Raw genomic sequence first — 23968 nt, forward strand, 5'->3', positions numbered from 1 at the left:
TCACCGGGGCGGCGGCTCCTTCGCCGCCGCTGTCGGCGTGCTCGCGCCGGCCCCGTTCTCCGCGAGGAATTCCACCACCGCCATCGCGAAGAGCAGGACGAGCGTGATGACGACGACGACCCAGCCGGTGGGATAGCTCCACAGAACGAACGTCAGGACGGCCAGTACGACCAGGACCCAGGTGATCCACTTCCGGTGTTGCCGGACGAACGGTCCGACGGGGCCGGTGCGCATGCCCGCACGGTCCGCGGTGGAGCGGACGGCGCCGATACCGGAGTGCCACGACTGGCGTACGAACATCGCCCACCGGCCGGGACCGCTCAGCCACGCGGCCAGGGCGATCACCACGCCCAGCACCACGGTCATCCGGACCGTGGTGCGCAGGTAGCGCGTCAGTGTGTCGTAGACGGACTCGGCCGCGGGCTGCGACACGGTGTCCGGCAACGCGTTCAGATACACCACACGGAAGACGGTCAGGCCGACACCGAGCATCACCATGGCAAAGGCGAAGGCGAGTGCGGCGATCACAAGAACGCGCCGGCGGTGGGCGGACAGCAGAACCCCGGCGGCGATCAGTACCACCGAGAGCACCGGCAGCCAGAACCCGGCAATCTGAAGAATCTTGAAATAGGTCTTGACCTTGCCGATGTTGTCGGCCCGCAGCACCGTGAAGTCGGTGTGCACTTCGGGGATCTTCGCGGCGACCGACATTCCTTCGTCGACGAGGCGCTGTTTGACCTGGTCGACCACCGGGCCGAGGTCGACGGACACCGAATCGTTGTTGATCTTCACGGCACCGCCGCCGCTGCCCGTGAGTGCCTTGTCGACGGCTGAGTGGATCCGGCGGTTGGCGTCGATCCAGATCTTGTCGAAGGTCTCGGAGGCGATGATCTCCTCGGACTTGTCGTGGACGAAGCTGCGGACGGCGTTCTCCAGTGAATTGCCGAGTTTGCCGAGTGCCTTCTCCAGGAGCGGCCGGTCCGCGGGGGCCGCGCCCTCCAGCAAGGTGGGCAGGTCGATGTGTTCCATCACCGCGTCGGTGACCCGGTTCGCCGCGGCGTTCTGGATGTCGGGGTCGGAGGCGAGCGGAGCGACCGTGTCCACGTAGCGGTCGGTGTCGCCCACCTCGTCCGCCGTCCAGGCGGCCACGCCGGCCAGCGGCGCGAGGATGCAGCCGATGACGATGAGCAGCGCCGCAAAGAAGGACCTCCACCGGTGCCGGGGTGCGCGGGCCACCTTGTCGGCCTCCAGCGCGGCGACGCGAGAGCGCAACTGCTCCAGTTCGGAGCCTGCGTCGTCGGGGCCCGGAGCGTCGGACCGCTCCCCGGTGGGGCCCGCTGTTCCGTCGTCCGGCATGGCGCGTCCTCCCCTGTGGAGTGGGTTCGATCCAGCAGAACCCGGGGCGAGGCCGCCCGCGAGCGTTCCGCAGCTGCACGGGTGAAGGAACTGTCGGGGTGCTCAGCCGGGGTGCTCAGCCGGGCCGGGCCGCCGGCCGGCGGCGCCCGCCGATGCCCTGCGGGTCCGGCGTCTGCGCCATGGCACGGCGGACGGGGTCGGTGAACTGCCGCTCGACCGCCTCGTCGAGAAGACCGAGTTCCACGCGAACCGCCGGCAGGCGCTCGGCGGGCAGGGTGTCGAGCAGCCCCTGGAGCAGCGCGCGAAGCCGCCGGCAGATCTGCAGGGACGTCGCCCCGTACTCACGGATCTCGGTGACGGCGAGCTGGAGATAGTCCTCCCAGGACCGGCCCGGCACCACCAGTCGCGGCCGGCCGTGGTCGTCGGCGAGCACATAGTGCCCGCGGAGGTGGGCCCTGCCGACCGTGTAAAGGAACGCTTCGATGTGGTTGAGCACCTGGACGCCGGTGGTGGGGTCGTTCACTGCCGGGGACAGTGCACGGATGGCGATGTCGACGAGCACGCGCAGGGCGAAGGCGGGGTCCTGTTCGATGGTCCGCTCGGGGCCGAGGGCGACGAGGCCGGCCACCGTCGCCGGATCGGGCGCCGAGGCTCCGCCGTGGACCTCGATGAGGACGGTGCCGGGCGGTACGAAGTCCCCTACCGGGTGAGCCACCACGAAGACGCAGTCGTGGCGCACCGCCGCGGCCTTCAGCCCGGCCGCGTTGAGTGCCTGGATGGCCCCGCCTCGCACGGATCGGATGTGCGTCACCGGGCCGTCCGGCAGTACCGGTGCCGCGCTGACGGCGGCCTCGGAGCTGCGGACCCGGGCCGCCGCTCGGGTGAGGACCTTCTCGCCCATGCGCCCGACCAGGTCGGCGATGGCGACGGGCCGGAGGTTGTGGGTGAACCGGTTGAGGTAGACCAGCAGAAGCAGCAGGCTGACGGCGACGGCTATCCCGGCCAGGGTGACTCCGAGGTCGGGAACGGAATCCGACTCAATGGTGCGCAGCAGTGAGAAGGCGAACGCGAACGTCCCGGTGAAGGTGGCCAGCACGGCCTTCTGCAAGCGGTCCCGGTACCACAGACGCATATAGCGGGGTGACAGTGAGCCCGTGGCCTGCTGGACAACAAGTACGCCGATGGTGACGACGAATCCGAGCAGGGCGACCATGGACCCGACGATGGAGCTGAGCACGCCGCTGGCGGTGGTCGCGGAATAGTGCCAGCCCCAGGGCACCCAGTCCGCGCTGTCCGTGGCCAGAGCAGCCTCGGCGAGAAGCACCCCGAGGACGAGCCCGAACAGCGGGACGATCCACAGACTCGCCTTGGCGTACTGCCGCAGCCGGAAGGCGTCCGCCCAGGACATCATCGGCGGGACCCGGTGAGCGCACCGCTTCCGGGCAGCGGCGCGGGGATCGACAGCACGGCAGCCTCCGGGCGTGTGTCCACACTCCTTCGTTTCCAACGTAATGCCGTTCCCCGGCGCACGCAGATCCAGGACCGGCGCACCGGAATCGGCGGCAGGAACCCGCCAGGCAGGTCGGGAATTCCTTGCTTAAGCTGACCGGGTGGCACCGAAAGGGGCTCCCCATGGACGAATACCCGCTGATCGAGAATCACGGACTCATCGGTGATCTGCAGACTGCGGCGCTGGTGACAACGGACGGAACGATCGACTGGTTCTGCTGCCCCCGCTTCGACTCCGCGAGTGTGTTCGGCGCGTTGCTCGACCGGGAAAGGGGCGGGCATTTCACGGTCCGGCCGGCTCACACGATGTACGCGACCAAGCAGTTGTACCTACCCGACACCGCGATTCTCGTGACCCGGTTCATGACCGAGGCGGGCGCAGGCGAAGTGGTCGACTTCATGCCCGTGACCGGGCAGACGGCCACTCCTCGCCACCGGCTGGTCCGCATGCTCCGGTGCGTGCGCGGGACCATGACGTTCGAGGTCGACATCGCCCCGCGGTTCGACTACGGCCGCAAGCCGCACGAGCTGCACATCACCGAGCACGGAGCGGTGTTCGCCTCGGAGGGCCTGGAGCTCACGGTTCATCCCGTCCGTGAACCGGAGGACGAACGCCTCGTCAACACGCTCACGGGCGACCGGGATCTGCACTTTTCGCTCACCCTGCAGGCCGGACAGCACCGGGGCGTGGTACTGGAATCGTCCGCCGACGGGCCACCGCACGAGATCCGCCTCGCCCAGTTCGAGGAACTCTTCGACGATACGGTCCGGTACTGGCGGTCATGGCTCGGCCAGTCCCGCTACTCGGGCCGGTGGCGCGAAGCGGTGGAGCGCTCGGCCGTGACACTGAAGCTGATGACATACGCGCCGAGCGGCGCCCTGGTGGCGGCACCCACAGCGGGCCTGCCGGAGCAAGTGGGCGGCGAGCGCAACTGGGACTACCGGTTCGCCTGGATCCGCGATTCCTCTTTCTCCGTGTACGCCCTGCTGGGACTGGGGTTCAAGGAGGAGGCGACCGCGTTCATCGGCTGGCTGCGTGACCGGGTGCACGAGCGGGTGGGCAGTGAGGGGGACACAGGACCGCTCAACATCATGTACCGGGTCGACGGTTCCTCCGACCTCGTCGAGGAGACCCTGGAGCACTGGGAGGGCTATCAGTGCTCCGCCCCCGTGCGTATCGGCAACGGCGCGGCGAACCAGCTGCAACTGGACATCTACGGCGAGGCATTGGACAGCATCTACTTCGCCCACCAGCACGGGATCCAGCTGGACAACCGCGGCTGGACCTCGCTGCACACGCTGCTCGACTGGCTCGTCGACAACTGGGACCAGCCCGAGGAAGGGATATGGGAGACGCGGGGCGGGCGCAACGACTTCACCTATGGCCGCGTGATGTCCTGGGTGGCCTTCGACCGGGCGCTGCGGCTGGCGACCGCTCACGGCCGGCCGGCCGCTCACGGCCGCTGGACCACCGAGCGCGACGGACTCTACGGGCAGATCCTGGCCAAGGGCTGGGACCCGAAGCGCCAGGCCTTCGTCCAGCATTACGGCAGTGATGTGCTCGACTCGTCGCTGCTGCGGATGCCGACGGTCGGCTTCGTCACGCCCGACGACCCGATGTGGACGTCCACGCTGGAGGCCATGGACCGGGAGCTGGTCACCGACAGCCTGGTCTACCGCTACAACCCCGAGGCATCGCCCGACGGTCTGCGCGGCTCCGAAGGGACCTTCTCCCTCTGCACGTTCATGTACGTCGACGCCCTGGCCCGGGCCGGGCGGCTGGATCAGGCCAGGCTCGTGCTGGAGAAGATGATGACGTACGCCAACCATCTGGGCCTGTACTCCGAGGAGATCGACCTGACCGGGCGGCAACTGGGCAACTTCCCGCAGGCGTTCACTCATCTGGCACAGATCGATGCGGCCATCACCCTGGATGCCGCGTTGAACCGCCGGTCGCACGACGGCGGTTAGGGCCTGTCCGGCGGATGCGCCCGTAGCTTGTCCCCTGCCTGCGACCAGGGACCCGGGGTGGACCACCGGCGCCCACCAAGCCCTGTCCGGGCGATCTTGTCGGGCCCGCGGCGACGGCTACGGCACCTCGCTGTGTTGTCCCAGTCGCCCAAGTACGTCCGGTACGAGGGCGATCTCCCCCGGCCTCCGGGCGGGCGGTGCCCCAAACGCCTTGCGATGCTTCCCCTCGACCCTGGCGGGCCCGGGGAGACCCCACGCATCTGACGCCGCAGGCTGGTCCTCGAAGATCGCCCGGACGGGGACTGGATCGTGTCCATCGTCCACTGACGAGAGACGGCTCGCGTGTCGTATCCCGTGGCCACGGCCCGGAAGCTCATGAGCGATCCGCCGGTCAGGCGCTGGTCACGCGGCCGGTGCGGGGCCGAGCAGGACGACGGTGTCGCCTTCGCGCGGGGTGACGTTCTGCGTCTCGGTGACCGGCTCGAGCCGGCCGTCGGCCCGGACGACGAACAGCGTGTCGTGCTCGGCCGGGAGCGTCTCGGTGGCGGGCTGCACCAGGAAGCGGGCGCCCTGCCCGTGGCGCGCCGCCAGCGAGTGCCGCAGAAGTGATCTGCCGAAGAGGATGTCACCGCCGGTGTACGGGGCGACCGCCCCGGGAGTGTCGTCCGGCGGGCCGATCCGGTAGACCGGCCCTTCGACGCTGTCCTGCATCATGATCGAGGCGAGCGCGTTGAAGTCGTCGTCGTCGGTGAGCAGCAAGACCGCGGTGATGCCCTCCAGTTGCGCCTCGGGGGCGGCTGCCGTGGCCAGCAGCTCCCCCGGGGCGAGCTCCAGCCCGGCCTGTCCGATCCGGTCCCGCTGCTGCTGCGGTCCGGCCCACATCAGGACGTCGAGTCCGGCGGCGCGCAGCGACTGCCCCAGCTCGATCACCCAGGGGGCGCCGCCCACGAGCAGCGGTCGGGTACGCGTGGACGTGACGACGCCGAGGGTGGAGGCGACCGGAGCGGCCGTCAGCGCGTAGAGCACGACGGTTCCGACGATCACCAGGAAGGTGACCGGAAGGATCTTGTCGGCGCCGTCCAGACCCTCGTCGACGAGGCTCGCCGAGAACGTCGACGCGGTCGAGGCGGCGACGATGCCGCGCGGCGCCATCCAGCCGATGAAGGCCCGTTCTCCGGCGCTGAGTTCCGTCCTGCCGGTGGAGACCCAGGCAACCAGCGGTCTCACCACCAGGACGAGCGCGGCGACGAGAGCGAGGCACGGCAGCAGCACGGGCACGACGGATGCCGGCGTCACCGTGGCCGAGATGGAGATGAACAGCAGACCGATGATCAGCTGGACGAGCGTCTCGAAGAACGACCGGCGGGCGGGCAGGTCGAATGCGGGGAAATTCGCGACGGTGAGCCCGGCGACGATCGCGGCGACCAGACCGGTGTCGTCCAGCACCATGTCGCAGCCCGCGGACACCGCGATGACGATGGCCAGTTGGGCGAGCGTGCCGAGGGTTTCGCCGAGCCGGAGCTTATGGAGGGTGAACCACAGCAGTGCGGCGGCCACCGCTCCGCCGATCAGGCCGACCGCCATACTGAGGAGGAAGCCCGCGACGCTGAATCCGTGGCCGGCCTGGAAGCCCCCGGCGAGGACGGACTGGAAGGCCAGCGCGCCGAGGATTGCTCCGACCGGGTCGATCAGGGACCCCTCCCAGATCAGGATCCGCCGCACCCGGTCCGCCGGTCTGACGTATTCGAGCAGTGGACCGACCACGGTGGGCCCGGACACGACGAGGATCACGCCCACCATCAGGGCCACCGCGAACGGGACGTCGAACAGGACGGGGACCAGGCCCAGAGACGCACCCCAGGTGATCGGCACGCCCAGCACGATCAGCCGCGCCACGACACTGCGGGTGCTGCCCTTGAGATGGCGCAGGTCCAGGCCCAGCCCGGCGTCGTAGAGGATCAGCGCCACGGCGAGCGAGACCAGGGCGGAGAAGTCGGGCCCCACCAGCTTGTCGAGGTGGACGACGTCGGTCAGCGCCCCGGCGGCGAAGCCGACGGGCAGCAGCAGGATGAGCGCCGGGATCCGCAGCCTGCTTGCGAGGATCTGGCACGCCACGGCGAGTGCCACGGTCAGGCCGATGCCCAGCAGAATCTCGTCCTCGGTCACTGCTGCGTCACCCCTGGGAATTGCATGTGCCACGGCCTCTCGGAAGTCAGCCGTCGCCGCCGGTGCCGCCGCGCCTCAGATCGGCCTCCGAGAGTTCCTCCTGCTCGCCATGGGTGTCCAGCCAGTGCAGGAAGACGACGGCCGGAATGACCAGCAGCGCCGCCACCAGCGTGACAAACGCCGGCCGGCGCAGCGTGGTGGGAGCGCCCGCCCCCTCGGCGACGGTCAGTGAGGTGGGAATGAGGTACGGGCGCTGGGCCGTGCCCCAGGCGATGACGGCGGATGCGACCACGCCGACGGCCGTGATCCGGGACCAGGCACCGGATGTGCGCAGCAGCAGCCATGCGGTGACGAGGGTGGCCACTGCGGCCAGGACGACGAAGACGAGCCCGACGCCGTGGGTGAGGCCGTGCCACACGTGAGCGGCGTCGCCGTGCGTGACGAACAGGGTGATCACTGCCAGTACGGCGACGACGGCGAGAGCGCCGAGGGCCCGGCGCCGGAAGTAGGCGTCGAGATCGGGCGCGTCGAAGCGGCGGGCGTCGGAGGCGAGGGTGAAGGCCATGAGCGATCCGGCCGGAAGCATCTGGGCCGGGGCGTCCGCCGGCGTCTGGACCGTGGTGTGCATACGCGCCTTTGCCGCTAGGGATGACTCTGGTCGGGTGGGGGTCAGCCGCCGGTGGCGAACCCGGGGAAGAGCGTCATCCCGCCGTCCACGTAGAGCGTGGTGCCCACGACGTAGTCCATGAGGTCGGAGGCGAGGGCGACGACGGCGTGGGCGATGTCCGCGGGGTCGCCGATACGGTCGTACGGGATCAGCTTCAGCAGATCCTGCCGGGCTTCGGGCGTCTCCCAGGCGTCGCGGTTGATCGGCGTCTTGATGGCGCCGGGGGCGACCGCGTTCACCCGGATCTTCTGCGGGGCGAGCTCCTGGGCCAGGGTCTCCATCATCATCTGTACGCCGCCCTTGGAGGAGGCGTAGTTCACATGACCTGCCCAGGGGATGACCTGGTGCACCGAGCTCATGCAGATGATCTTTCCGGCGGCGCAGGACACCTCGGGGACGACACCGCGGCGCAGGAACTCCTTGGTCGCCTCCCGGGCGCACAGGAACTGCCCGGTCAGATTGACGTCCAGCACCTTCTGCCACTGGGCGAGGGTCATCTCGGTGAGCCGGGCGTCGCGCTGCAGTCCGGCGTTGGCGACCAGGATGTCGATCGTCCCGAACTCCTGGACCATCCGGTCCATCATGGCGGTGACCTGGTCCTCCTGGGACACGTCCGCCTCGTACGCCGCGGCGCGCACACCGAACGAGGTGATCTCCTCGACCACCTTCTCGGCGTCCTCACGGCCGGCCACATAGTTCACGACCACGTCCGCGCCGGCCCGGCCCAGACCGATGGCGGTCGCCATGCCGATGCCCGAGTTCGCGCCGGTGACCAGCGCCTTCTGGCCCTTGAGCAGATGCGCCGGGATCATGTTTTGGGGTGCACCCGCAGTGGAATTCACGATTGCCTGCCTCCTCGCTGCGTGGCCTCGAGGGCCCCCGGGCCGCGGTCCGGCCGGTCCGGAGCGTCACAGAACCACCCACGGGGCAGGGCGGCATGTACGGCAAGCTGATGTTGGGCCGCCCGGCGGAGGATGTTCGCCCGGTCGGAGCAGCGCTCGGACCGGCGGCCGACCGGGCCGGTCCCGGCGGTCAGCTCAGGCGGTCGATGAGGTGGTCGCCCACACGCAGGGCATTGGCGATGGCCGTCAGGGACGGGTTGACCGCGCCGATGCTCGGGAAGAAGCTCGTGTCGACCACATAGAGATTGTCCAGGTCGTGGGCTTTGCAGTTGATGTCCAGCGCGGATGTGGCGGGGTCGTCGCCGAAGCGTACGGTGCCCGCCTGGTGGGCGGTGGCGCCGATGGGCATGCCCTTGTGGAGGTAGATGCTGTGGGACAGCAGCCGGTGTTCGTGCATGCCCAAGTGGCCCAGCATGTGCTGGAGTTTGTGCCGCAGGCGGTTCAGTCCTTCGATGTTGTTCTTCTCGTCGAGCGACAGGCGGATGGTGCCGCGGCGGTCCAGGGTGACGCGGTTGCCTGGCAGCGGGAGGTCCTCGCCGCACAGCCAGAAGTCGACGGCGTGATGCGCCAGCACTTCGAAGGGCATGTCCGGGGTCACCGCTCCGGCCCAGCGCGGTGCCTCGCCGTGGATCTGCTCGGCGTCGGACTTGCCGAGCATCTGGATGCCGCCCAGCGGGTAGTCCCAGTCGTCCGCTCCGAGGTACCAGTCGTGCAGGGCGAGGGTCTTCTGGAACTGGGTGTCGTTGGGTTCCTTCGAAATGGCCATCAGGGCCAGGTTGTTGTGCCGCATGTAGTGCCGGCCGACCACGTCGGAGCTGTTCGCCAGCCCGCGGGGGTGGTGTTCATTGGCCGAGGCGAGCAGCAGGGCGGCGGAGTTGACCGCGCCACAGGCGACGACCACGATGTCCGCCGCGTACCTGGCCTCGGAACCGTCCTCGAGCCGGGTGACGACCGAGCTGACGCTGCGTCCGGTCGGGCCGGCGGTCTCCAGCCGGACCACGCGGGCGTTGGTGATCATCTCGACGTTCGGGTGCCGGAGGGCGGGTTCCACGCAGATGACCTGTGCGTCGGACTTGCCGCGCACGAGGCAGGGGAAGCCGTCCACGCGGTTGCAGCGGATGCACACGCTGGAGTGCGTCGCACGGCCGTTGCTGTCCTGGCTCAGGTTGACCCCGATGGGCAGATGGAAGGGGTGCAGGCCCTGCTTCTCCAGGTCGTCGCTCAACTGCTGGATGCGCGGTTCGTGTTCGACGGGCGGATAGGCGTACTGGGCGCTCACCGGCCCTTCGCCGGGGTCCTCGCCGTGGCGTCCGTGCACCAGATAGAGGTGTTCGGCCTGGGTGTAGTACGGCTCCAGGTCCTCGTACCGGAGCGGCCAGGCGGGCGAGAGCCCGTCGTGGTGCGTGAGCTCGCCGAAGTCCTCGGGCCGCAGCCGGAACAGGGCCGCGCCGTAGAACTTGGTGTTGCCGCCGACGTAGTAGTTGACCTCGGGCGGGAACTCGTTGCCGTGCTGGTCGAGCCAGAATTCCGGGGCCCGGTACTTGCCTTTGACGAACACGGCGGTGGAGTCCCAGTTGTCCCGCTCGCGCGGGAGATAGTCGCCGCGTTCGAGGAGGAGCACCCGTTTGCCGGAGGGTGCGAGCCGGTGGGCGAGCGTGCCACCGCCCGCGCCGGTACCGATGATGATGACGTCGTAGTGCGGGGAGTCGCCCACAGCGCCCACCGTCCTTGCTCTCGCGGCCCTGCCTTCCGCCCGGACCTGGCATCACTCCGCCGGCGCGGAGTTCCAGCAACGTGCACGTCTTCGAACGTATCCGTCCTTTCGGTCCGCGGCACCCGGACGGCCGCCGCCGGGCCTCGGTCACAGCACGGCGATCGGATTCACCGGGCTTCCGGTGGCCGCCGGCAGCCTCAACGGGGCGACCACGCACAGGAAGCTCCAGCGACCTGCCTGCTCGCACACCGGGGCCAGCTCCTCGAACTGCAGGTAGTCCATCAGATGCAGCCCCATGGCATGCATCGCCAGCACATGCACGGGAAACGCGACGCCGGCCACCGCGCTGGGTGCGGTGTCGTTGTTGCCGTCCGAGCCCAGTGCGGCGACGCGCCGCTCGGCCAGGAACCGCATCGCCGTCGGATGGAGACCGGCCCGGGCGTCAGCCGCCTTCCATGCGCCGAGCTCCTGGCGCCTGCGGCGGTGCCCCACCCGGACGAACAGGAGGTCTCCCGGCCCGGCCCGGACCCCTTGGGCGGCCTCGGCCGCGGTCAGGTCGTCAGCCGTCACATGGTCGCCGGGTTCCAGCCAGGGCACCGCCCGCAGCCGCGGTATGTCCAGGAGCACGCCGCGTCCGACGATGCCGTCGTGCACCGTGTCGAGGGAGAGCGCACCGGCGCCCTCCGGCGTCACGCTGCTCGCCGGCAGCCCGTTGTAGAGCTCCCCGTCGTAGATCACGTGGCAGAGCGCGTCGAGGTGGCTGTCCGCGTCGCCGTGCACATTCATGGCGAACCGGTCGAGGGCGAAATGCAGCCCCTCAGCAGCTGAGTCACCGTTGGCCGGGCCGGTCATGCGGTGGTTCGCCGGATGCGGGTTGTCGGGGCCGGGCAAGGTCTCGACGGGCGCGGCGAGGGACACCGTACGCCCCGTCCTGACCTCGGCGGCGGCGGCCACGACGCACTCGGGGGTCAGGTTGCCCAGGGCGCCGCGGCGGTCCTCGGCACCGCGCGGCGTCCCCTCGCGCAGTTGCTCGTACAGGGCCCGGAAGGCGGCCTCGGTCATGCCCTCGGCGGCCGGCAGCGGGTGCGTCGTCATGCGGACTCCCAGTAGGCGATGCCCCACCGCAGGACATGGCTGCCGCCCGGCTCCAGCACGGTCAGATCCGTCCCGCTGCGGAAGGCGTCCGCAGGACAGGACATGGCCTCGACGGCGAGACCGCGGCGCCGCCGCGCTGGTTCGGCCAGGGTGTCGCCCGTGTACACCTGCACGTACCGGGCGCTCTCGCCCAGCCGCACGTCGACGCCGTGCCGCCCCGAGGGGTGGGCGAGAGTCACCACGGCCCAGCCTGAGGCGTCCCGGTCGAGTCCGGTGAACGCGGTGTCCAGCTGCTGCTCCCCGATGGGACGGGCGGTGCGGAAGTCGTACGCCGTGCCGTCGACCGGTTCCCGCCCGACCGGCAGACCGTGCTCGTCGGTGCTCAGGCAGTAGTGGGCGGGCACCGTCAGCAATGCCGGGTCCACCCCGTCGGTGCCCACGGTCAGATAGGGGTGCTGGCCGACGCCGTAGGGTGCCGCGGTATCGCCCGCGTTGGTCGCTGTGACGGCCACGTCGAGCCCCTGGGGGCCCAGCCGGTACTCGGCGAAGACCTCCAGCTGGAAGGGATACCCGGGCTGCGGAAAGAGGGTCGTGCCCACCCTGACCGCGTCGTCGGCACGGGCGAGCAGCTGCCACGGGGTCCAGCGCAGCAGCCCGTGGATGGCGTTGTGCTTCTCCGGCTCGGTCAGCGGGAGTTGCAGTTCCTGACCGTCGAAACGGTAGCGGCCGCCGCCCACCCGGTTGGGCCAGGGGACGAGCAACTGGCCGCGGCCGCCGGTGATGCGTGCGCCGGCGGTGAACCCGTCCAGCAGCGGCCGGCCGTCCACCTCGTAGTGGCGCAGGGCAGCGCCGAGCTGGACCACGACGGCCGTCTGTCCGCCGTGGCGCAGCTGCCACTGCTCTCCTGTGGCGCCGGCAGGCATACGTGTCCCCTCGGTAGATGTGGTGGGGGCGGCAGCCGCCCCCGTGATCGGGGTTCGTCCCTCCTGCTCGGCACCGAGCAGGAAGACGGTGGCCGAGGCCACGGTTTCGGGCGGCTGGTCGATCTCCACCACGCAGGGATGTTCGTCCGGCTCCGGCTCCTCGAGTTCCGCGAACTGGCTGTCCAGCAGGGCCGCCGGGAAGAAGTGGCCGTGCCGGGCGGCCAGTCGGGAGCGGATCAGCTCGCGTGAACCGTGCAGGTACACCAGGCGTACCTCGGGGCGGCCGCCGCGCAGGTGGTCGCGGTAGGCGCGTTTGAGTGCGGAGCAGGTGACGACGGCCGGCTGCCGCGCCGCGATCTCCTGGTCCATCCAGGCGGCGATGGCGTCGAGCCACGGCCGCCGGTCGGCGTCGGTCAGCGGTTCACCGGCGGCCATCTTGGCGCGGTTGGCCGGGGGGTGGAAGTCGTCCGCGTCCCGGTACGGCCGGCCGAGCCGGTCTGCGAGCAGCCGCGCCACCGTGGACTTGCCGGATCCCGCCACACCGACGACGAGCACCACGGTCGGTGGCGCCCCTCGGGCGGCGTCGGGCGGCACGGGTGGCGGACGCACGGACATCACCCCTCCGAAGGACCGGGAACCGCGCACCGGGGGCAGCTGACGATGCCGCTCCGCGCCGCGGTACCCGTGCCCGCTCCGCTCACAGGACCCGTCATGACACGCTCCTTCGCGTCGTACGCCCCGCGCTGCCGGACGATCTCCCGTACGGCTGGTCGGATTGATTCCAATCTGAGCCTCCAAGGTCCGGTGCGCACCCCGGACCCGTCCGGCAGCCGGTGCAGCGCAGCGCTCAGGATCGGTCCTGCACTGTGGGGGCCGCCTCGGCAGCCTTGCCCACCGGCGGAACAGCGGCTCCGGGAGGAAGCAGCTCCGTGGTCACAAACGCCACGACGGCGGCCAGCATCACCACGGGGATCATGGCGGCGCTGCCGAGCAGCAGGATCACCAGGACCACACTGCTGACCGGCAGCCGCAAGGCACTCGTCGCGGCGGCCGCCATACCGGCGGCCATTCCCGGTACCACCCCCAGGCCCGGCAGGGGCGCGAGCAGCACGCCCACCGCGCCGCCCAGGAACAGCGAGGGGAAGATGGGACCGCCGCGCAGGCTGCCCAGACAGATCGCGTAGCCCAGGCCCTTGCAGAGCAGTACGGCGATCAGGGCACCGACCCCCCAGGCGTGCGGATCGGCGGCCAGCCGGCTCAGCGTGGCCTGGCCGGAGGAGGCCACATCCACAGGTGTCCGGTCGGTGGCGAGGGCGTACACCGCGGCGCAGACTCCTGCGGCGAGTCCGCAGACGGCCGTGTGCACGACGGGCCGCCTGGCGACGAAACGGGCAGTCGTGCGGCCTCCGCCCATCACCAGATGCACGGCGGCACCGATAGCCACAGCCATGAGCACAGCCCACAGCACGTCTCCGGCATCAAGACTGGGAAGCGGTACGCCGATCTTCAGGGTCAGGCTCCCTGTGTCGAGACCGGTCCAGTTGCCGAAGCCGGTGAACACCAGGGATCCCACACCGCTGGCCAGCAGCACCGGGAGCATGACCGCGAACAGCTGCGGCCCTCCCACTCCCGCCATCTCCATCAGCAGCACAGCGGCGATCAGTGGGTTTCCGAGGATCGCCGAGATTCCCGCCGCAGCCCCGGCCGCGGCCAGCAGCGTCTTGGCCTGCGCAGTGGCCGGCGCCCGGGTGAGGTCCCTGAACAGCAGGGCCAGTCCGCCACCGAGTGCGATCAGGGGGCCTTCGGGCCCCAGTACGGCACCCAGCGGGAGACTGGCAAGAGCCGCGAGGATCACGCCGGGCAGGGCCGCGGCCGTGGGACCGCCTGCGTGCAGTCCCGCGGCGGGAATGTGACCGCCGGCCCCGCGCATACGGGTGACCACCAGGCCGACGAGGATTCCCGAGACCAGGAGCAACGGCAGCGGCCACCACCATGGCGGGGTGTCCCAGCCCAGGGTCTCCGGCAGATCCGCCCACATCAAGTGCTCCAGTTGATGGAGCGCGACGAGGAACCAGAACGCCAGGAGCGACACCGGCACACCGATGAGGGCGCAGAAGACGAGCCCCTTGAGATAGCCCGGTGTACGCAGAATCTCACGCAGCCGGTCCGCCTCCTCCGGCTGGGTTCCTCCACCGGACGTGGCCGGTCGCGGACTCGGCTCCGTCATGGGGTCGTCCCTTCCCGTTCCCCCGAGTCCGTGTCAGCCCTTCCCGGTCTCCCGGCCCGTGTCGGCCGAGGATCAGCCGAGGATCTTGCTCTTCTGCGCCTCGAATTCCTCCTCGGTCAGCACCCCTTGGGCCTTCAGTTCGCCGAGCTGCTTGAGCTGGTCCATCTTGCTGCTCATGTCGTCGGCCGGAGGAGCGGGAGGCGGGGCAGCCTGGGACTGTTGCGCCTGCTGTTGCTCGTCCTGCTGCGCCCAACGGCCTGCCTGCCGCCGCGACACACGGCCGGACACCGCGGTGGCGGTGCCGGCGACCACGGCGGTACGGGCGACACCACGGAGAAGTCCTGGCATGTTCACTCAACTCCCAGACTTGGTGCCCTCGGCCTCGGTGGCCTCCAGCGAGGCCAGCAGGGCCTGGACGGGAATGCGTCCGCTCGCGACGAGTTGCGCACCACCGCGCCGCAGGGCCCTGGCGAAGGGTGCCGCCCACACGTTCTCGTACACGATGATTCCGGCAGAGTTGCCCGGCTCCAGCACGTTACCGGCTTCGTCGATGTCTTCCTGGTCCAGCAGTCCGGACGAGGCGCCCTCGAAGACGGAGAGGTCGATCTCGTCCCCGAATTCTCTCAGTTCCAGCCCCGAGACCGAGCCGTCGCTGTCCTTGCGGACGAACACGAGGTCGAGGATGCGGATGATGCCGCGGTCGACGAGATCGACGAGAAGCGGGAAGCCCTCCCCCGTCATCCTGTTGCCGGGGAACTCGACGACCACGTAGTCGACGGGGCCCATTTCTTCCAGCTCAGCCAGGTCTTCGCTCATGGCCACTCCTCACGAGCAGGTCGGGGTCCGGGTCGGCCCGCCGCCGCTGTCTCGCGGCACAGGCGGCCAACTCCGGGGCGGACGGCCCTCCCCGTCATTCCAGCACCCCACGCGGGGCCCCGCATTTTCTGGGATCCGGCACGCTTCAGCCGGTCAGCTGGTAGATGCTCTGCCCGGTCAGCCACAGGCCGAGCAGCAGGCAGATGACCACGATCGCCTGCTGCTCGTGCCCCTGGAGCCAGTTGCGCAGCTTCAGCAGCCGGGTCTGGGCAGCCTCCGGTGAGAACACCACGTACAGCTCGGCGGCCAGCAGGCTCGCGGTGGCGAGGATGCAGAAGGCGAACAGGGCCACGTACGTCGACAGATGCGACAGGTCGGCCGAGACGACGGTGGCCGCGGCCGCCGCAACCATGCCCCAGGGCTGCAGGAACACGGCGAGCCCGGCGACCGCCCAGGCCGAGCTGCGATCCATCCGGGACGTCATGGACGAGGACGACCGGGAACGGGAGGTCGTACGCGGCGACGTGCCGGCCGTCTCCTGCGCCGTGGCGGGCTCGGGTACGTGGTCGCGTACGGAAGCGGGGGCCTCCTGAGGAGCCGACCGCATCCGTTTGCGCCGGTAGAGGGCGAAGGACACCAGCCCGACTCCGATGGCGAGTCTGACCGCGAGCCCCGCCGTGGACGGCGGAGACCTGGGCGGCGGGGGCTCTCCGCCGGTCAGTGTGAGGACCAGCGCGATCACGACGACGAGACAGGCCAGCCAGCCCATGATGAAGGCCAGCCCCTTCCACACACCCCGGTCCGATGCCACCACCAGGACGAAAGCCATGATCGGCAGCGGGTCGAGCGTGATGCCCAGCGCGATGAGGAGCAGGTCGAGGACCATGGCGACCCCAATCGTGTGGCGGAACATCACGAGCGTATGCAAAGGACGTGAAAGCGACACCTTGTGGCCGCCGCGCTCCCGGCCCGTTCCGAGATGCCGCCCTCCACCGCCTCCGCCAACCTGGACGCAGGGAAGGAGCAGCGCGATGTCGTCTTCCGGACGGGTGCCGTCGACGGTGAGGGGCGGTTCACCGCGTCCGGATGCCGCACCCGCCGGGTGATGCCCTCCAGCGAGCCCGAGGACCACCGGGCGCCGTCGGGACCACCACCGGTCCACCAGGAGGCTGACCTCAAACACGCGGACACGCGGGCCCGCCGTCGGGACTCCGTCCTGCGGCCGTCCTGGTGGCGGACCCGGTCCCGGAGTCTCACCGCCACGGCGAAGCGGCTGCACTCCGGGGCGGAGCGCCGGTTCCCGGTCATCACGCATCTCGCCGAGCGGATGGTGTCCGTGAACATCTTCGACTCCGCGACCAGACTTGCGGCGCAGTGCTTTCTGACCGCGGTCCCGCTGCTCTTCGTCGTCGCGTCCATCGCTCCGCAGGGCGTGCGCGACCAGCTCATCAGCTCCGTACGGGTGGTCTTCGGGCTCACCGGCCCCGCGAACGCCCAACTGACGCACGTGTTCGACTCCCAGACGGGCGACCTGCGCGAGGCCACGAGCGTGGTGGGACTGCTGATGGTGCTGCTGTCCGCCACTGCCGTCAGCCGGGCGATGCAGCGGCTGTGCAAGCGGGCCTGGGAGATCCCCAGAGCCGGGACCAGGATCGCCATCTGGCGGTGGCCTGTGTGGATCGCGGCCTGGCTGGCGGTTCTCGTCGTTCAGGCTCCGCTGCGCGACGGGTTCGGCGTCGGCCTGTGGCTGGGCATCCCGGTCACCGTGGTGTCGCAGACGGTCCTTTGGTGGTGGAGCCAGCACATGCTGCTGGGCGGTCTGGTCCGCTGGCTGCCGCTGCTGCCCGGTGCGGCCATCACCGCGATCGCCATGACCGCTCTGTCGGTCAGCGCACGGTTCTACATGCCCCGCGCACTCAACCGTGCCCTGGCCGAGTACGGATCGGTCGGCTCCGTCTTCGTCCTGCTCTCGTGGCTGATCGTGGTCTGCGTGGCGGTCGCGGTCGGCATCACCGCGGGTGCCGTCGTCGCCCAGGAGCCGGCCGTGGCCCGCCGTCTGGACAGTCCGCCTCCGCGGTGGCTCGTCAGGAACGAGAGCTGACCCGGACGGTCCGTCAGTGCCGGGCCTCGGTGCCGATCCGGGCGATGAGCAGGGCGATGTCGTCGTCGGCGGACGCCGGCACCAGATGGGTGACCAACGTGTCGCACAGGTGGGTCAGTTGGCGGCCCGGCCGGGTGAGCAGGTGGACGAGTTCGGTGAGGCGTTCGTCGATGTCGCTGCCGCGCGACTCCACGAGTCCGTCGGTGTACAGCACCAGGAGACTGCCGGGCTCCAGGGTGACGTCGGTGGTGGCGAAGTCGATACCGCCGATGCCGAGCGGCGCTCCGGGCGGCAGTTGCAGGATGCGGGCGGTGCCGTCGGGGGTGACCACGGCCGGCGGCGGGTGTCCGGCACGGGCAATGCGGCAGAGGCCGGTCGTGGGATCGCAGACGGCGTAGAGGAACGTGGCCAGCATCGGCTCGGCCAGGTCGGCGAGCGTGGCCTCCAACTGCTTGAAGAGATCCACGGGAGACAGGTCGAGTCGGGCCAGTGCCCGAACGCTGCTGGACAGTCGTCCCATCACGGCGGCGGCGGAGATGCCGTGACCCATCACGTCCCCGATGAGCAGAGCCGCCTTGCCACCGGCGAGCGCGACGACGTCGTACCAGTCGCCGCCGATCTCGTTCACGTCGCTGGCCGGCAGATACCGGTGGGCGACCTCGATGCCGGGCGGTGGCGTGATGTGCTGAGGCAGCATGCTGCGCTGGAGGACGACGGCGGTGTCGTGCTCGCGGTGGTACAGACGGGCGTTGTCGATACAGACCGCGGCCCGGGCGGCCAGGTCGCTCGCGAGGGCGACGTCCTCGGCGTCGAACGGACCCAGTGGGCTGGTCCGGTAGAACGTGGCGAGTCCCAGCACCATGCCCCGGGCGATCAGCGGCGCCATCATGAAGGAGTGCACGCCCATCCCCAGAACCTGCTCGGGTTTGACGGAGTGGCGGCCCGCCGGGGCGACTGCCGCCGAGTCGAGGCGGCCGATGAGGAAGGGCTGCCGTTCCGCGAGCGCCTGGGTGTAGGGGGCACCCGCGGGAAAGGAGAGCGTGCGGCCCAGCGGGGCCAGGACGTCGGCGACGGCGGAGCCGCTGAGCGGGGCCTTGCCCAGGCGGCGCAGGGCCGAGCCACCGACCAGCCCGACGCCCGGGTCCGTACCGGACGCGAGCACGTCCAGTACGTCGACGGTGACGACGTCCGCGAGGTCGGGGACGGCGATGTCGGCCAGTTCCTGCGCGGTGCGCTCCAGTTCGAGGGTGGTGCCGACGCGAACGCTGGCCTCGCTGAGCAGGGCGAGCCTGCGACGGCCTGCCACGGCTTCGGTGTGGGCCTCCTGCTCCTCCGTGATGTCGATGAGGGACGCGGTGACGCCGATCGGGTTCCCTCCCGCGTCCTCCAGGCGGACGAAGGAGCACGACCACACCCGGTCGCGGCGAGGGTCCGCGGGTGTGCGGCCGGTGCGGCGCAGGTCCAGGACCGGCTCGCCGGTGACCAGCACACGGCGCATGGCGCTCTCCATGTCCGCGGTGTTCGTCTGCGGCAGCACATCTGCCAGACGCCGCCCGAGGTGCGCCGACTCGGGTACACCGTTCATCGCCTGCAGCGCGGGGTTCACCTGCAAGAACCGCAGCCTGGTGTCGAAAATGGCGATGCCGACGGGCGAGCGGGTGAACAGCCCGTCCCACACGGCCGAAGAGCCACGGATCCGGCGGGCTCCATGGGCATCGGCGGCGAAGACGAGGACCGTGTTGCCGCTGTGCCGGCCGGCCGTGGGGCAGGCCCAGACCTCGAGCTCCATCGGATGCCCGTCGCGGTGCCATGCGGTGACCGTGCCGATCACACCGCGGCCGGTCGCGGCCGCTTCCCACAGTGATCGCCCCAGGCTCCTGCCCGGCCCGGGGTGCAGCAGGGAGGCGATGTGCCGGCCGAGCACCTCCTGCGGCTCGTAGCCCAGCAACTCCCGTGCCGCCTGCTCCCAGCGCACCACGGTCCCGTCGGCGCTGGTGGCCACCAGCGCCACGGGCAGCTCCCCCAGCCACCCGCCGGCGTCCCGCGCGGCATCCGTGCCGCCGCTCACGCCCTCGCCCGAAGCACCGTCGTTCATCACCGACATCCGCCTGACGTGGCACGATCCGTGTTCTCAGTATGGGCGCGCACCCGTTCGGCGGCACGGCGGCAGATGCGAGCGGGCCGGGAGACACCACACCAGCGACCGCACCGTCGTCGACGCCGGCGGAACACCCGAGCAGCCTTGAGAACCGGTCCGGTCCCCCGCTCCCCGACGGTCCCGGGGACCGGACGGGCAGCCTGGTGTCCGTGCCCGCCGGGGAGCTGAGGGAACGGGACGGCTCCGCGATACCTGACAGGTGTCAGGGCCGTGCCCCGGCGGTCCGGTTCGTATGCGATCCGTGCGGAGTCGCCGTACCGCGTACGGCAACTCCGTACAGTGACGAAAAATGCGCAGTGTGTAATCAGGATGGCGGAAATGGTCCTTGAGCGGGCTGCCGGTTGGCGAAAAGACTTCTCGTGCCGAGGCGGACGGCGCCCGACGAGGCCCCGCCGCACACCACCCCCGTTCGCAACGTGAGGAGACGCGCCGCATGCCCGACGCCGGCTCTCCAGGCATCGCACACCCGATCACGCTGAACGACGGCACCACCACCCGGACCCGGGAGGTGACCCCGGCCGACCTCGGACCGATCCAGGCACTGCACCACCGCTGCTCGCCGATCAGCCGGGCCCTGCGTTATCACGCGGGCAAGCCCCAACTGACCACGGCCGGTTGGCGGGTGCTGTCCGACCCTCAGCGCGGCACCACCTTGGTGACCACCACCGAACAGCACACGGACCGCATCATCGCGATGACCAACGTGATGCGTACCGACGAGCAGGGGGTGGGCGAACTCGCCGTGCTGGTCGAGGACGCCTGGCAGTCCAAAGGGCTGGGCACCGCGCTGACCGCACACGCGGCCCAGGTGGCCCGCCGGGCCGGACATCACACCCTGACCGCGGCGGTCGCCGCGGGCAACGCGCCCATGCTCCACGTACTGGAGAACCTGGACGCGCCGCGCACCCGCGCGACCGGACCCGTCCTGGCCATCCAGATTCCGCTGTAGCGGTCCGGCGGCGGGCGCTGCGCGGTTCGGACCGCCGCGCCCGCCTGGGCCCTGGCGCCTCACGGCAGGAATTCACGCGGGACCTTGCCCCAGGCGGGGTGGCCGGCGGCCGTGTCCGGGCGTCGGCGACCGGGCCCGACCGGGCCGTGCGCGGGGCTGGCGCGAAGTTCTGAACGGTGGTTCACTTGTTTGCATGGCCTACCGCAAGACACCCGCCGTGCAGGACCGGCTGGCCGCCGCCAGGGAGCACCTGGTGGCCCAGGCCACCTCCGTGGTCGCCGACGTGGGCTGGGCGAACGCCTCCGTCACCGCGGTCGCCGCCGCGGCCGGCATGTCGGTCGGCTCGGTCTACCAGCACTTCCCCTCCAAAGGGGCGCTGGCCGTCGAGGTCTTCCGCCGCGCGTCCGGACGGGAGGTCGAGGTGCTCAGCGAGGTGCTCAGGCAGGGCAGCGGGGACCCGGTCGAGCGGCTGGCGCTCGGTGTCAGCGTCTTCGCCCGCCGTGCCATGGAGAACCGCGGTCTGGCCCACGCCCTGCTCGCGGCCCCGGCCGAACCGGCGGTGGGCCAGGAGCGGTTGGGGTACCGGCGCCGCTACCGCGAGGTGTTCGCCGAGGTGATCCGGGAGGGCATCGGCGCGGGCCTGCTCCCCGACCAGAACCCCGACGTCACCGCCGCCGCACTGACCGGAGCGATCGGCGAGGTGCTCGTCGACCCGCTGTCCGGTCCTGCCGAGGGCACCGCCGCGGGCGATCTGGTCACCGAACTGGTGGCGATGTCCCTGCGCTGCGCGGGCGCCACACCCACCGAGTGACCCCGACGACTTCCGAGGACCGTGATGACCGCAACAGCAGATGCCGCACTGCGCAGCAACCCCACCGCTCGCACCCACGAGGTGACCAACCAGGCGCCGCCGCTGGTCGGTCACGATGTCGCCGACGACACCGTGCTCCTTGAGGGTGTGCGGCGCGAGGGCGCCGAGTGGTACGTCGACGACCTGCACCGGGTGGGCCGGCTGGCCGGCTCGGAGGAGGTCCGGCGCTGGGCCGAGGAGGCCAACCACTACGAGCCGGTGCTGCGCACCCATGACCGCTACGGGCACCGCATCGACGAGGTGGACTTCCACCCCTCGTACCACGCGCTGATGGACGTGGCCATCAGCGAGGGCCTCGGCGGTGCGCCGTGGGCGGACGACCGGCCGGGCGTCCATGTGGCGCGCGCGGCCGGCTTCATGGTGTGGAGCTCGGCCGAGCAGGGGCACGGCTGCCCGGTGTCGATGACCTACGCCGTCGTCCCTGCCCTGCGCTCCGCGCCCGAGCTGGCCGCCGTGTACGAGCCGCTGCTGACCAGCCGCTCGTACGACCCCGGTCTGCGCGCGCCCGCGAGCAAGCGCGGGCTGCTTGCGGGCATGGGCATGACCGAGAAGCAGGGCGGCACCGACGTACGCGCCAACACCACGGTCGCCACCGAGCAGCCGGACGGCACCTGGCGGCTGCGCGGGCACAAGTGGTTCACCAGCGCCCCCATGAACGACCTGTTCCTGGTGCTGGCGCAGGCGCCGGGAGGGCTGTCCTGCTTCCTGGTGCCGCGGGTGCTCCCGGACGGCAGCCGCAACACGTTCCGTATCCAGCGCCTCAAGGACAAGCTCGGCAACCGCTCCAACGCCAGCAGCGAGCCCGAGTTCGACGACACCGTCGCCTGGCTGGTCGGCATGGAGGGGCAGGGGGTGCGGACCATCATCGACATGGTCACGATGACCCGGCTCGACTGCATCCTGGGTTCCGCTTCGGGCATCCGTACCGCTCTGGCACAGGCCGCCCACCATGTGCGCCACCGTTCCGTGTTCGGTGCCAAGCTGATCGACCAGCCGCTGATGCGCAACGTGATCGCCGACCTGGGGCTCGAGTCCGAAGCGGCGACCACCCTCGCGCTGCGGATCGCGGGAGCGACCGACCGGGCCCAGCGCGGCGACACCCAGGAGCGGGCGTTCCTGCGGCTGGCCACGGCCGTCGGCAAGTACTGGGTGTGCAAGCGGCAGCCTGCCGCGGTCGCCGAAGCCCTGGAGTGCCTCGGCGGCAACGGCTATGACGAGGCGTCGGGGATGCCGCGGCTGTACCGGGAGGCCCCCCTCAACGGCCTGTGGGAGGGCTCGGGGAACGTCAACGCGCTCGATGTGCTGCGCGCCCTGACCCGTGAGCCCGAGTCCCTGGAGGCGTTCCGCGCCGAGATCGAGGCCGCCGCCGGTGCGGATGCGCGTCTCGACGACGCATGGCGGCAGCTGCGCGGCGAGCTGGTGCTGACCGAGGACGCGGCGCTGCGCTCCCGGCGGCTGGTCGAGCGCATGGCGCTGGTGCTGCAGGGCTCCCTGCTGGTCCGCCACGCCCCTGCCGCGGTGGCGGACGCCTTCTGCGCGTCCCGGCTTGCCGGCGACCGGGGGCTGGCCTTCGGCACCCTGCCGACCGGGGCCGACCTCGCGGCGGTCATCGCACGCGTGCCCGGCGCGACAGACTGAGCGCGCTTCCCGTTTCGGGCCCGGGCCTCGCCCCGGGCCCGCACGGACGTGTGACACGACGCCGTCCTGATGGCGCCCGACGGGAGGTTGCGTCACGCCGGGAGCGAGTGCGTGCCACCGGCGGAGGCCGCCTGGTGCCCGAGCGCAGGCCGACCGGCCGCGACGGTCGGCGAGTGTCAGATCCCGCCGTGCTCCGTGTGCCCGGTAGCCTCGCCCACACGATCTCGTCCGTGGCCCGGAGGCTCTGCCCGTGCAGCAGTCGTTCTTCACGCTCTTCCTGGCCCGCCTGCTGGGCGGCCGGTGGTGGCGGACCTTTCATATGCGAGCCGTCCTGTGGGTGTCACTGGCCACCGCGGTCGTGCTTCTCGCCGGATCGGCGCTGATCGTTCCCGTCGAGGAGGGCGCCCCCGGAGCCACCATCACGTCCTTCCCGAAGGCGATCTGGTGGTCCGTCGAGACGGCCACGACGGTCGGCTACGGCGACATGTACCCGGTGACCGCCTGGGGCCGTGTCATCGCCGCGGTGGTGATGGTGGCCGGGATCACCACCTTCGGCATGGTCACCGCGGCCATCGCCACCTGGTTCGTCGGCAAGGCGGAGCAGGACGCGCACGAGGTGGGCGAGGCGGTCCGTCACTACACCCGGGAGGGCGAAGAGGCCTTCCACACCGAAATCCGGGCACTCCACGAGCGGTTCGACCGCGTCGAGCACCTGCTCGACGGAAGCGAAGGTCGGTGAGCGCGGCCGGGCACCCCGGCGATGCGTGCCTGCCATCAGGGCTGACGGTTGTCCCCGCAACTGCCGGTCCGTGGCCCGATGGCATGGTCAAGGCGTGACCGGCGAACACGCTCAGCTCGGGCCCAAGAGGTGTGTCCTGTTCGACTCGACGGCACATTGATCGATG

General features: G+C 70.7%; 19 protein-coding genes. 6 read left to right on the forward strand and 13 right to left on the reverse strand.

The features are described from left to right. Both ABZ208_RS17810 and ABZ208_RS17815 read right to left on the reverse strand, forming a co-directional pair. A complete protein-coding gene (locus tag ABZ208_RS17810; RefSeq protein WP_356910395.1) occupies positions 1–1356 on the reverse strand; it encodes a hypothetical protein in 1356 nt (451 codons plus the stop codon). 115 nt (positions 1357–1471) lie between these two features. Then, positions 1472–2767 carry a DUF2254 domain-containing protein gene (locus ABZ208_RS17815; protein WP_356910396.1) on the reverse strand — a complete coding sequence of 432 codons (1296 nt, stop codon included), beginning with the start codon at positions 2765–2767 and terminating at the stop codon, positions 1472–1474. 221 nt (positions 2768–2988) lie between these two features. Between ABZ208_RS17815 and ABZ208_RS17820 the strand changes: the two genes are divergently transcribed. Beyond that, positions 2989–4836 (forward strand): glycoside hydrolase family 15 protein, encoded by a 1848-nt coding sequence (locus ABZ208_RS17820; protein ID WP_356910397.1) that lies wholly within the window; start codon positions 2989–2991, stop codon positions 4834–4836. Positions 4837–5238: 402 nt separating this feature from the next. On the opposite strand, the gene ABZ208_RS17825 is transcribed toward ABZ208_RS17820, so the two are convergent. From ABZ208_RS17825 to ABZ208_RS17870, 10 genes are all read right to left on the reverse strand, one after another. After that, positions 5239–7002 (reverse strand): cation:proton antiporter, encoded by a 1764-nt coding sequence (locus ABZ208_RS17825; RefSeq protein WP_356910398.1) that lies wholly within the window; start codon positions 7000–7002, stop codon positions 5239–5241. Positions 7003–7048: 46 nt separating this feature from the next. After that, positions 7049–7630: a cytochrome d ubiquinol oxidase subunit II gene (locus ABZ208_RS17830; protein ID WP_356910399.1), complete on the reverse strand. Its 582-nt coding sequence runs from the start codon at positions 7628–7630 to the stop codon at positions 7049–7051. Between the two features lie 41 nt (positions 7631–7671). Next, a complete protein-coding gene (locus ABZ208_RS17835; protein WP_356910423.1) occupies positions 7672–8481 on the reverse strand; it encodes an SDR family oxidoreductase in 810 nt (269 codons plus the stop codon). A 220-nt stretch (positions 8482–8701) separates the two neighbouring features. Continuing rightward, positions 8702–10285 (reverse strand): GMC family oxidoreductase, encoded by a 1584-nt coding sequence (locus ABZ208_RS17840; protein WP_356910400.1) that lies wholly within the window; start codon positions 10283–10285, stop codon positions 8702–8704. 147 nt (positions 10286–10432) lie between these two features. Beyond that, positions 10433–11347, reverse strand: coding sequence for a cyclase family protein (locus tag ABZ208_RS17845; protein WP_356910424.1), 915 nt, complete (start codon positions 11345–11347; stop codon positions 10433–10435). A gap of 29 nt (positions 11348–11376) precedes the next feature. Continuing rightward, entirely contained in the window at positions 11377–12912 is a 1536-nt protein-coding gene (locus tag ABZ208_RS17850) for a gluconokinase, GntK/IdnK-type (RefSeq protein ID WP_356910401.1), read from the reverse strand. A 238-nt stretch (positions 12913–13150) separates the two neighbouring features. Next, positions 13151–14530 (reverse strand): chloride channel protein, encoded by a 1380-nt coding sequence (locus tag ABZ208_RS17855; RefSeq protein WP_356910402.1) that lies wholly within the window; start codon positions 14528–14530, stop codon positions 13151–13153. Positions 14531–14602: 72 nt separating this feature from the next. Beyond that, positions 14603–14878, reverse strand: coding sequence for an SHOCT domain-containing protein (locus ABZ208_RS17860; RefSeq protein WP_356910403.1), 276 nt, complete (start codon positions 14876–14878; stop codon positions 14603–14605). Between the two features lie 6 nt (positions 14879–14884). Continuing rightward, positions 14885–15346, reverse strand: a complete 462-nt coding sequence (locus tag ABZ208_RS17865; RefSeq protein ID WP_356910404.1) for a DUF6325 family protein — start codon at positions 15344–15346, stop codon at positions 14885–14887. Between the two features lie 145 nt (positions 15347–15491). Further along, positions 15492–16232 (reverse strand): GAP family protein, encoded by a 741-nt coding sequence (locus ABZ208_RS17870; RefSeq protein ID WP_356910425.1) that lies wholly within the window; start codon positions 16230–16232, stop codon positions 15492–15494. A 63-nt stretch (positions 16233–16295) separates the two neighbouring features. Here ABZ208_RS17870 and ABZ208_RS17875 point away from each other — a divergent pair, with 63 nt between their 5' ends. After that, positions 16296–17447 carry a YhjD/YihY/BrkB family envelope integrity protein gene (locus ABZ208_RS17875; RefSeq protein ID WP_356910405.1) on the forward strand — a complete coding sequence of 384 codons (1152 nt, stop codon included), beginning with the start codon at positions 16296–16298 and terminating at the stop codon, positions 17445–17447. A 13-nt stretch (positions 17448–17460) separates the two neighbouring features. Here ABZ208_RS17875 and ABZ208_RS17880 read toward each other — a convergent pair whose 3' ends face one another. Then, positions 17461–19542 (reverse strand): SpoIIE family protein phosphatase, encoded by a 2082-nt coding sequence (locus ABZ208_RS17880; protein WP_356910406.1) that lies wholly within the window; start codon positions 19540–19542, stop codon positions 17461–17463. A gap of 496 nt (positions 19543–20038) precedes the next feature. Between ABZ208_RS17880 and ABZ208_RS17885 the strand changes: the two genes are divergently transcribed. The 4 genes from ABZ208_RS17885 to ABZ208_RS17900 all read left to right on the forward strand — a co-directional run bounded on the left by ABZ208_RS17885 (position 20039) and on the right by ABZ208_RS17900 (position 23802). Beyond that, the gene (locus ABZ208_RS17885; RefSeq protein ID WP_356910407.1) at positions 20039–20554 is read left to right on the forward strand and encodes a GNAT family N-acetyltransferase; all 516 of its coding nucleotides are present in this window, start codon (positions 20039–20041) and stop codon (positions 20552–20554) included. A gap of 193 nt (positions 20555–20747) precedes the next feature. Next, positions 20748–21365: a TetR/AcrR family transcriptional regulator gene (locus ABZ208_RS17890; protein WP_356910408.1), complete on the forward strand. Its 618-nt coding sequence runs from the start codon at positions 20748–20750 to the stop codon at positions 21363–21365. Between the two features lie 24 nt (positions 21366–21389). Then, positions 21390–23063 carry an acyl-CoA dehydrogenase family protein gene (locus ABZ208_RS17895; protein WP_356910409.1) on the forward strand — a complete coding sequence of 558 codons (1674 nt, stop codon included), beginning with the start codon at positions 21390–21392 and terminating at the stop codon, positions 23061–23063. Positions 23064–23313: 250 nt separating this feature from the next. Next, on the forward strand, positions 23314–23802 hold the full coding sequence (locus ABZ208_RS17900; RefSeq protein ID WP_356910410.1) for a potassium channel family protein: 489 nt from the start codon (positions 23314–23316) through the stop codon (positions 23800–23802). Positions 23803–23968 lie beyond the last annotated feature (166 nt).

The sequence above is a fragment of the Streptomyces sp. NPDC006208 genome, assembly GCF_040613775.1.
Classification (GTDB): domain Bacteria; phylum Actinomycetota; class Actinomycetes; order Streptomycetales; family Streptomycetaceae; genus Streptomyces.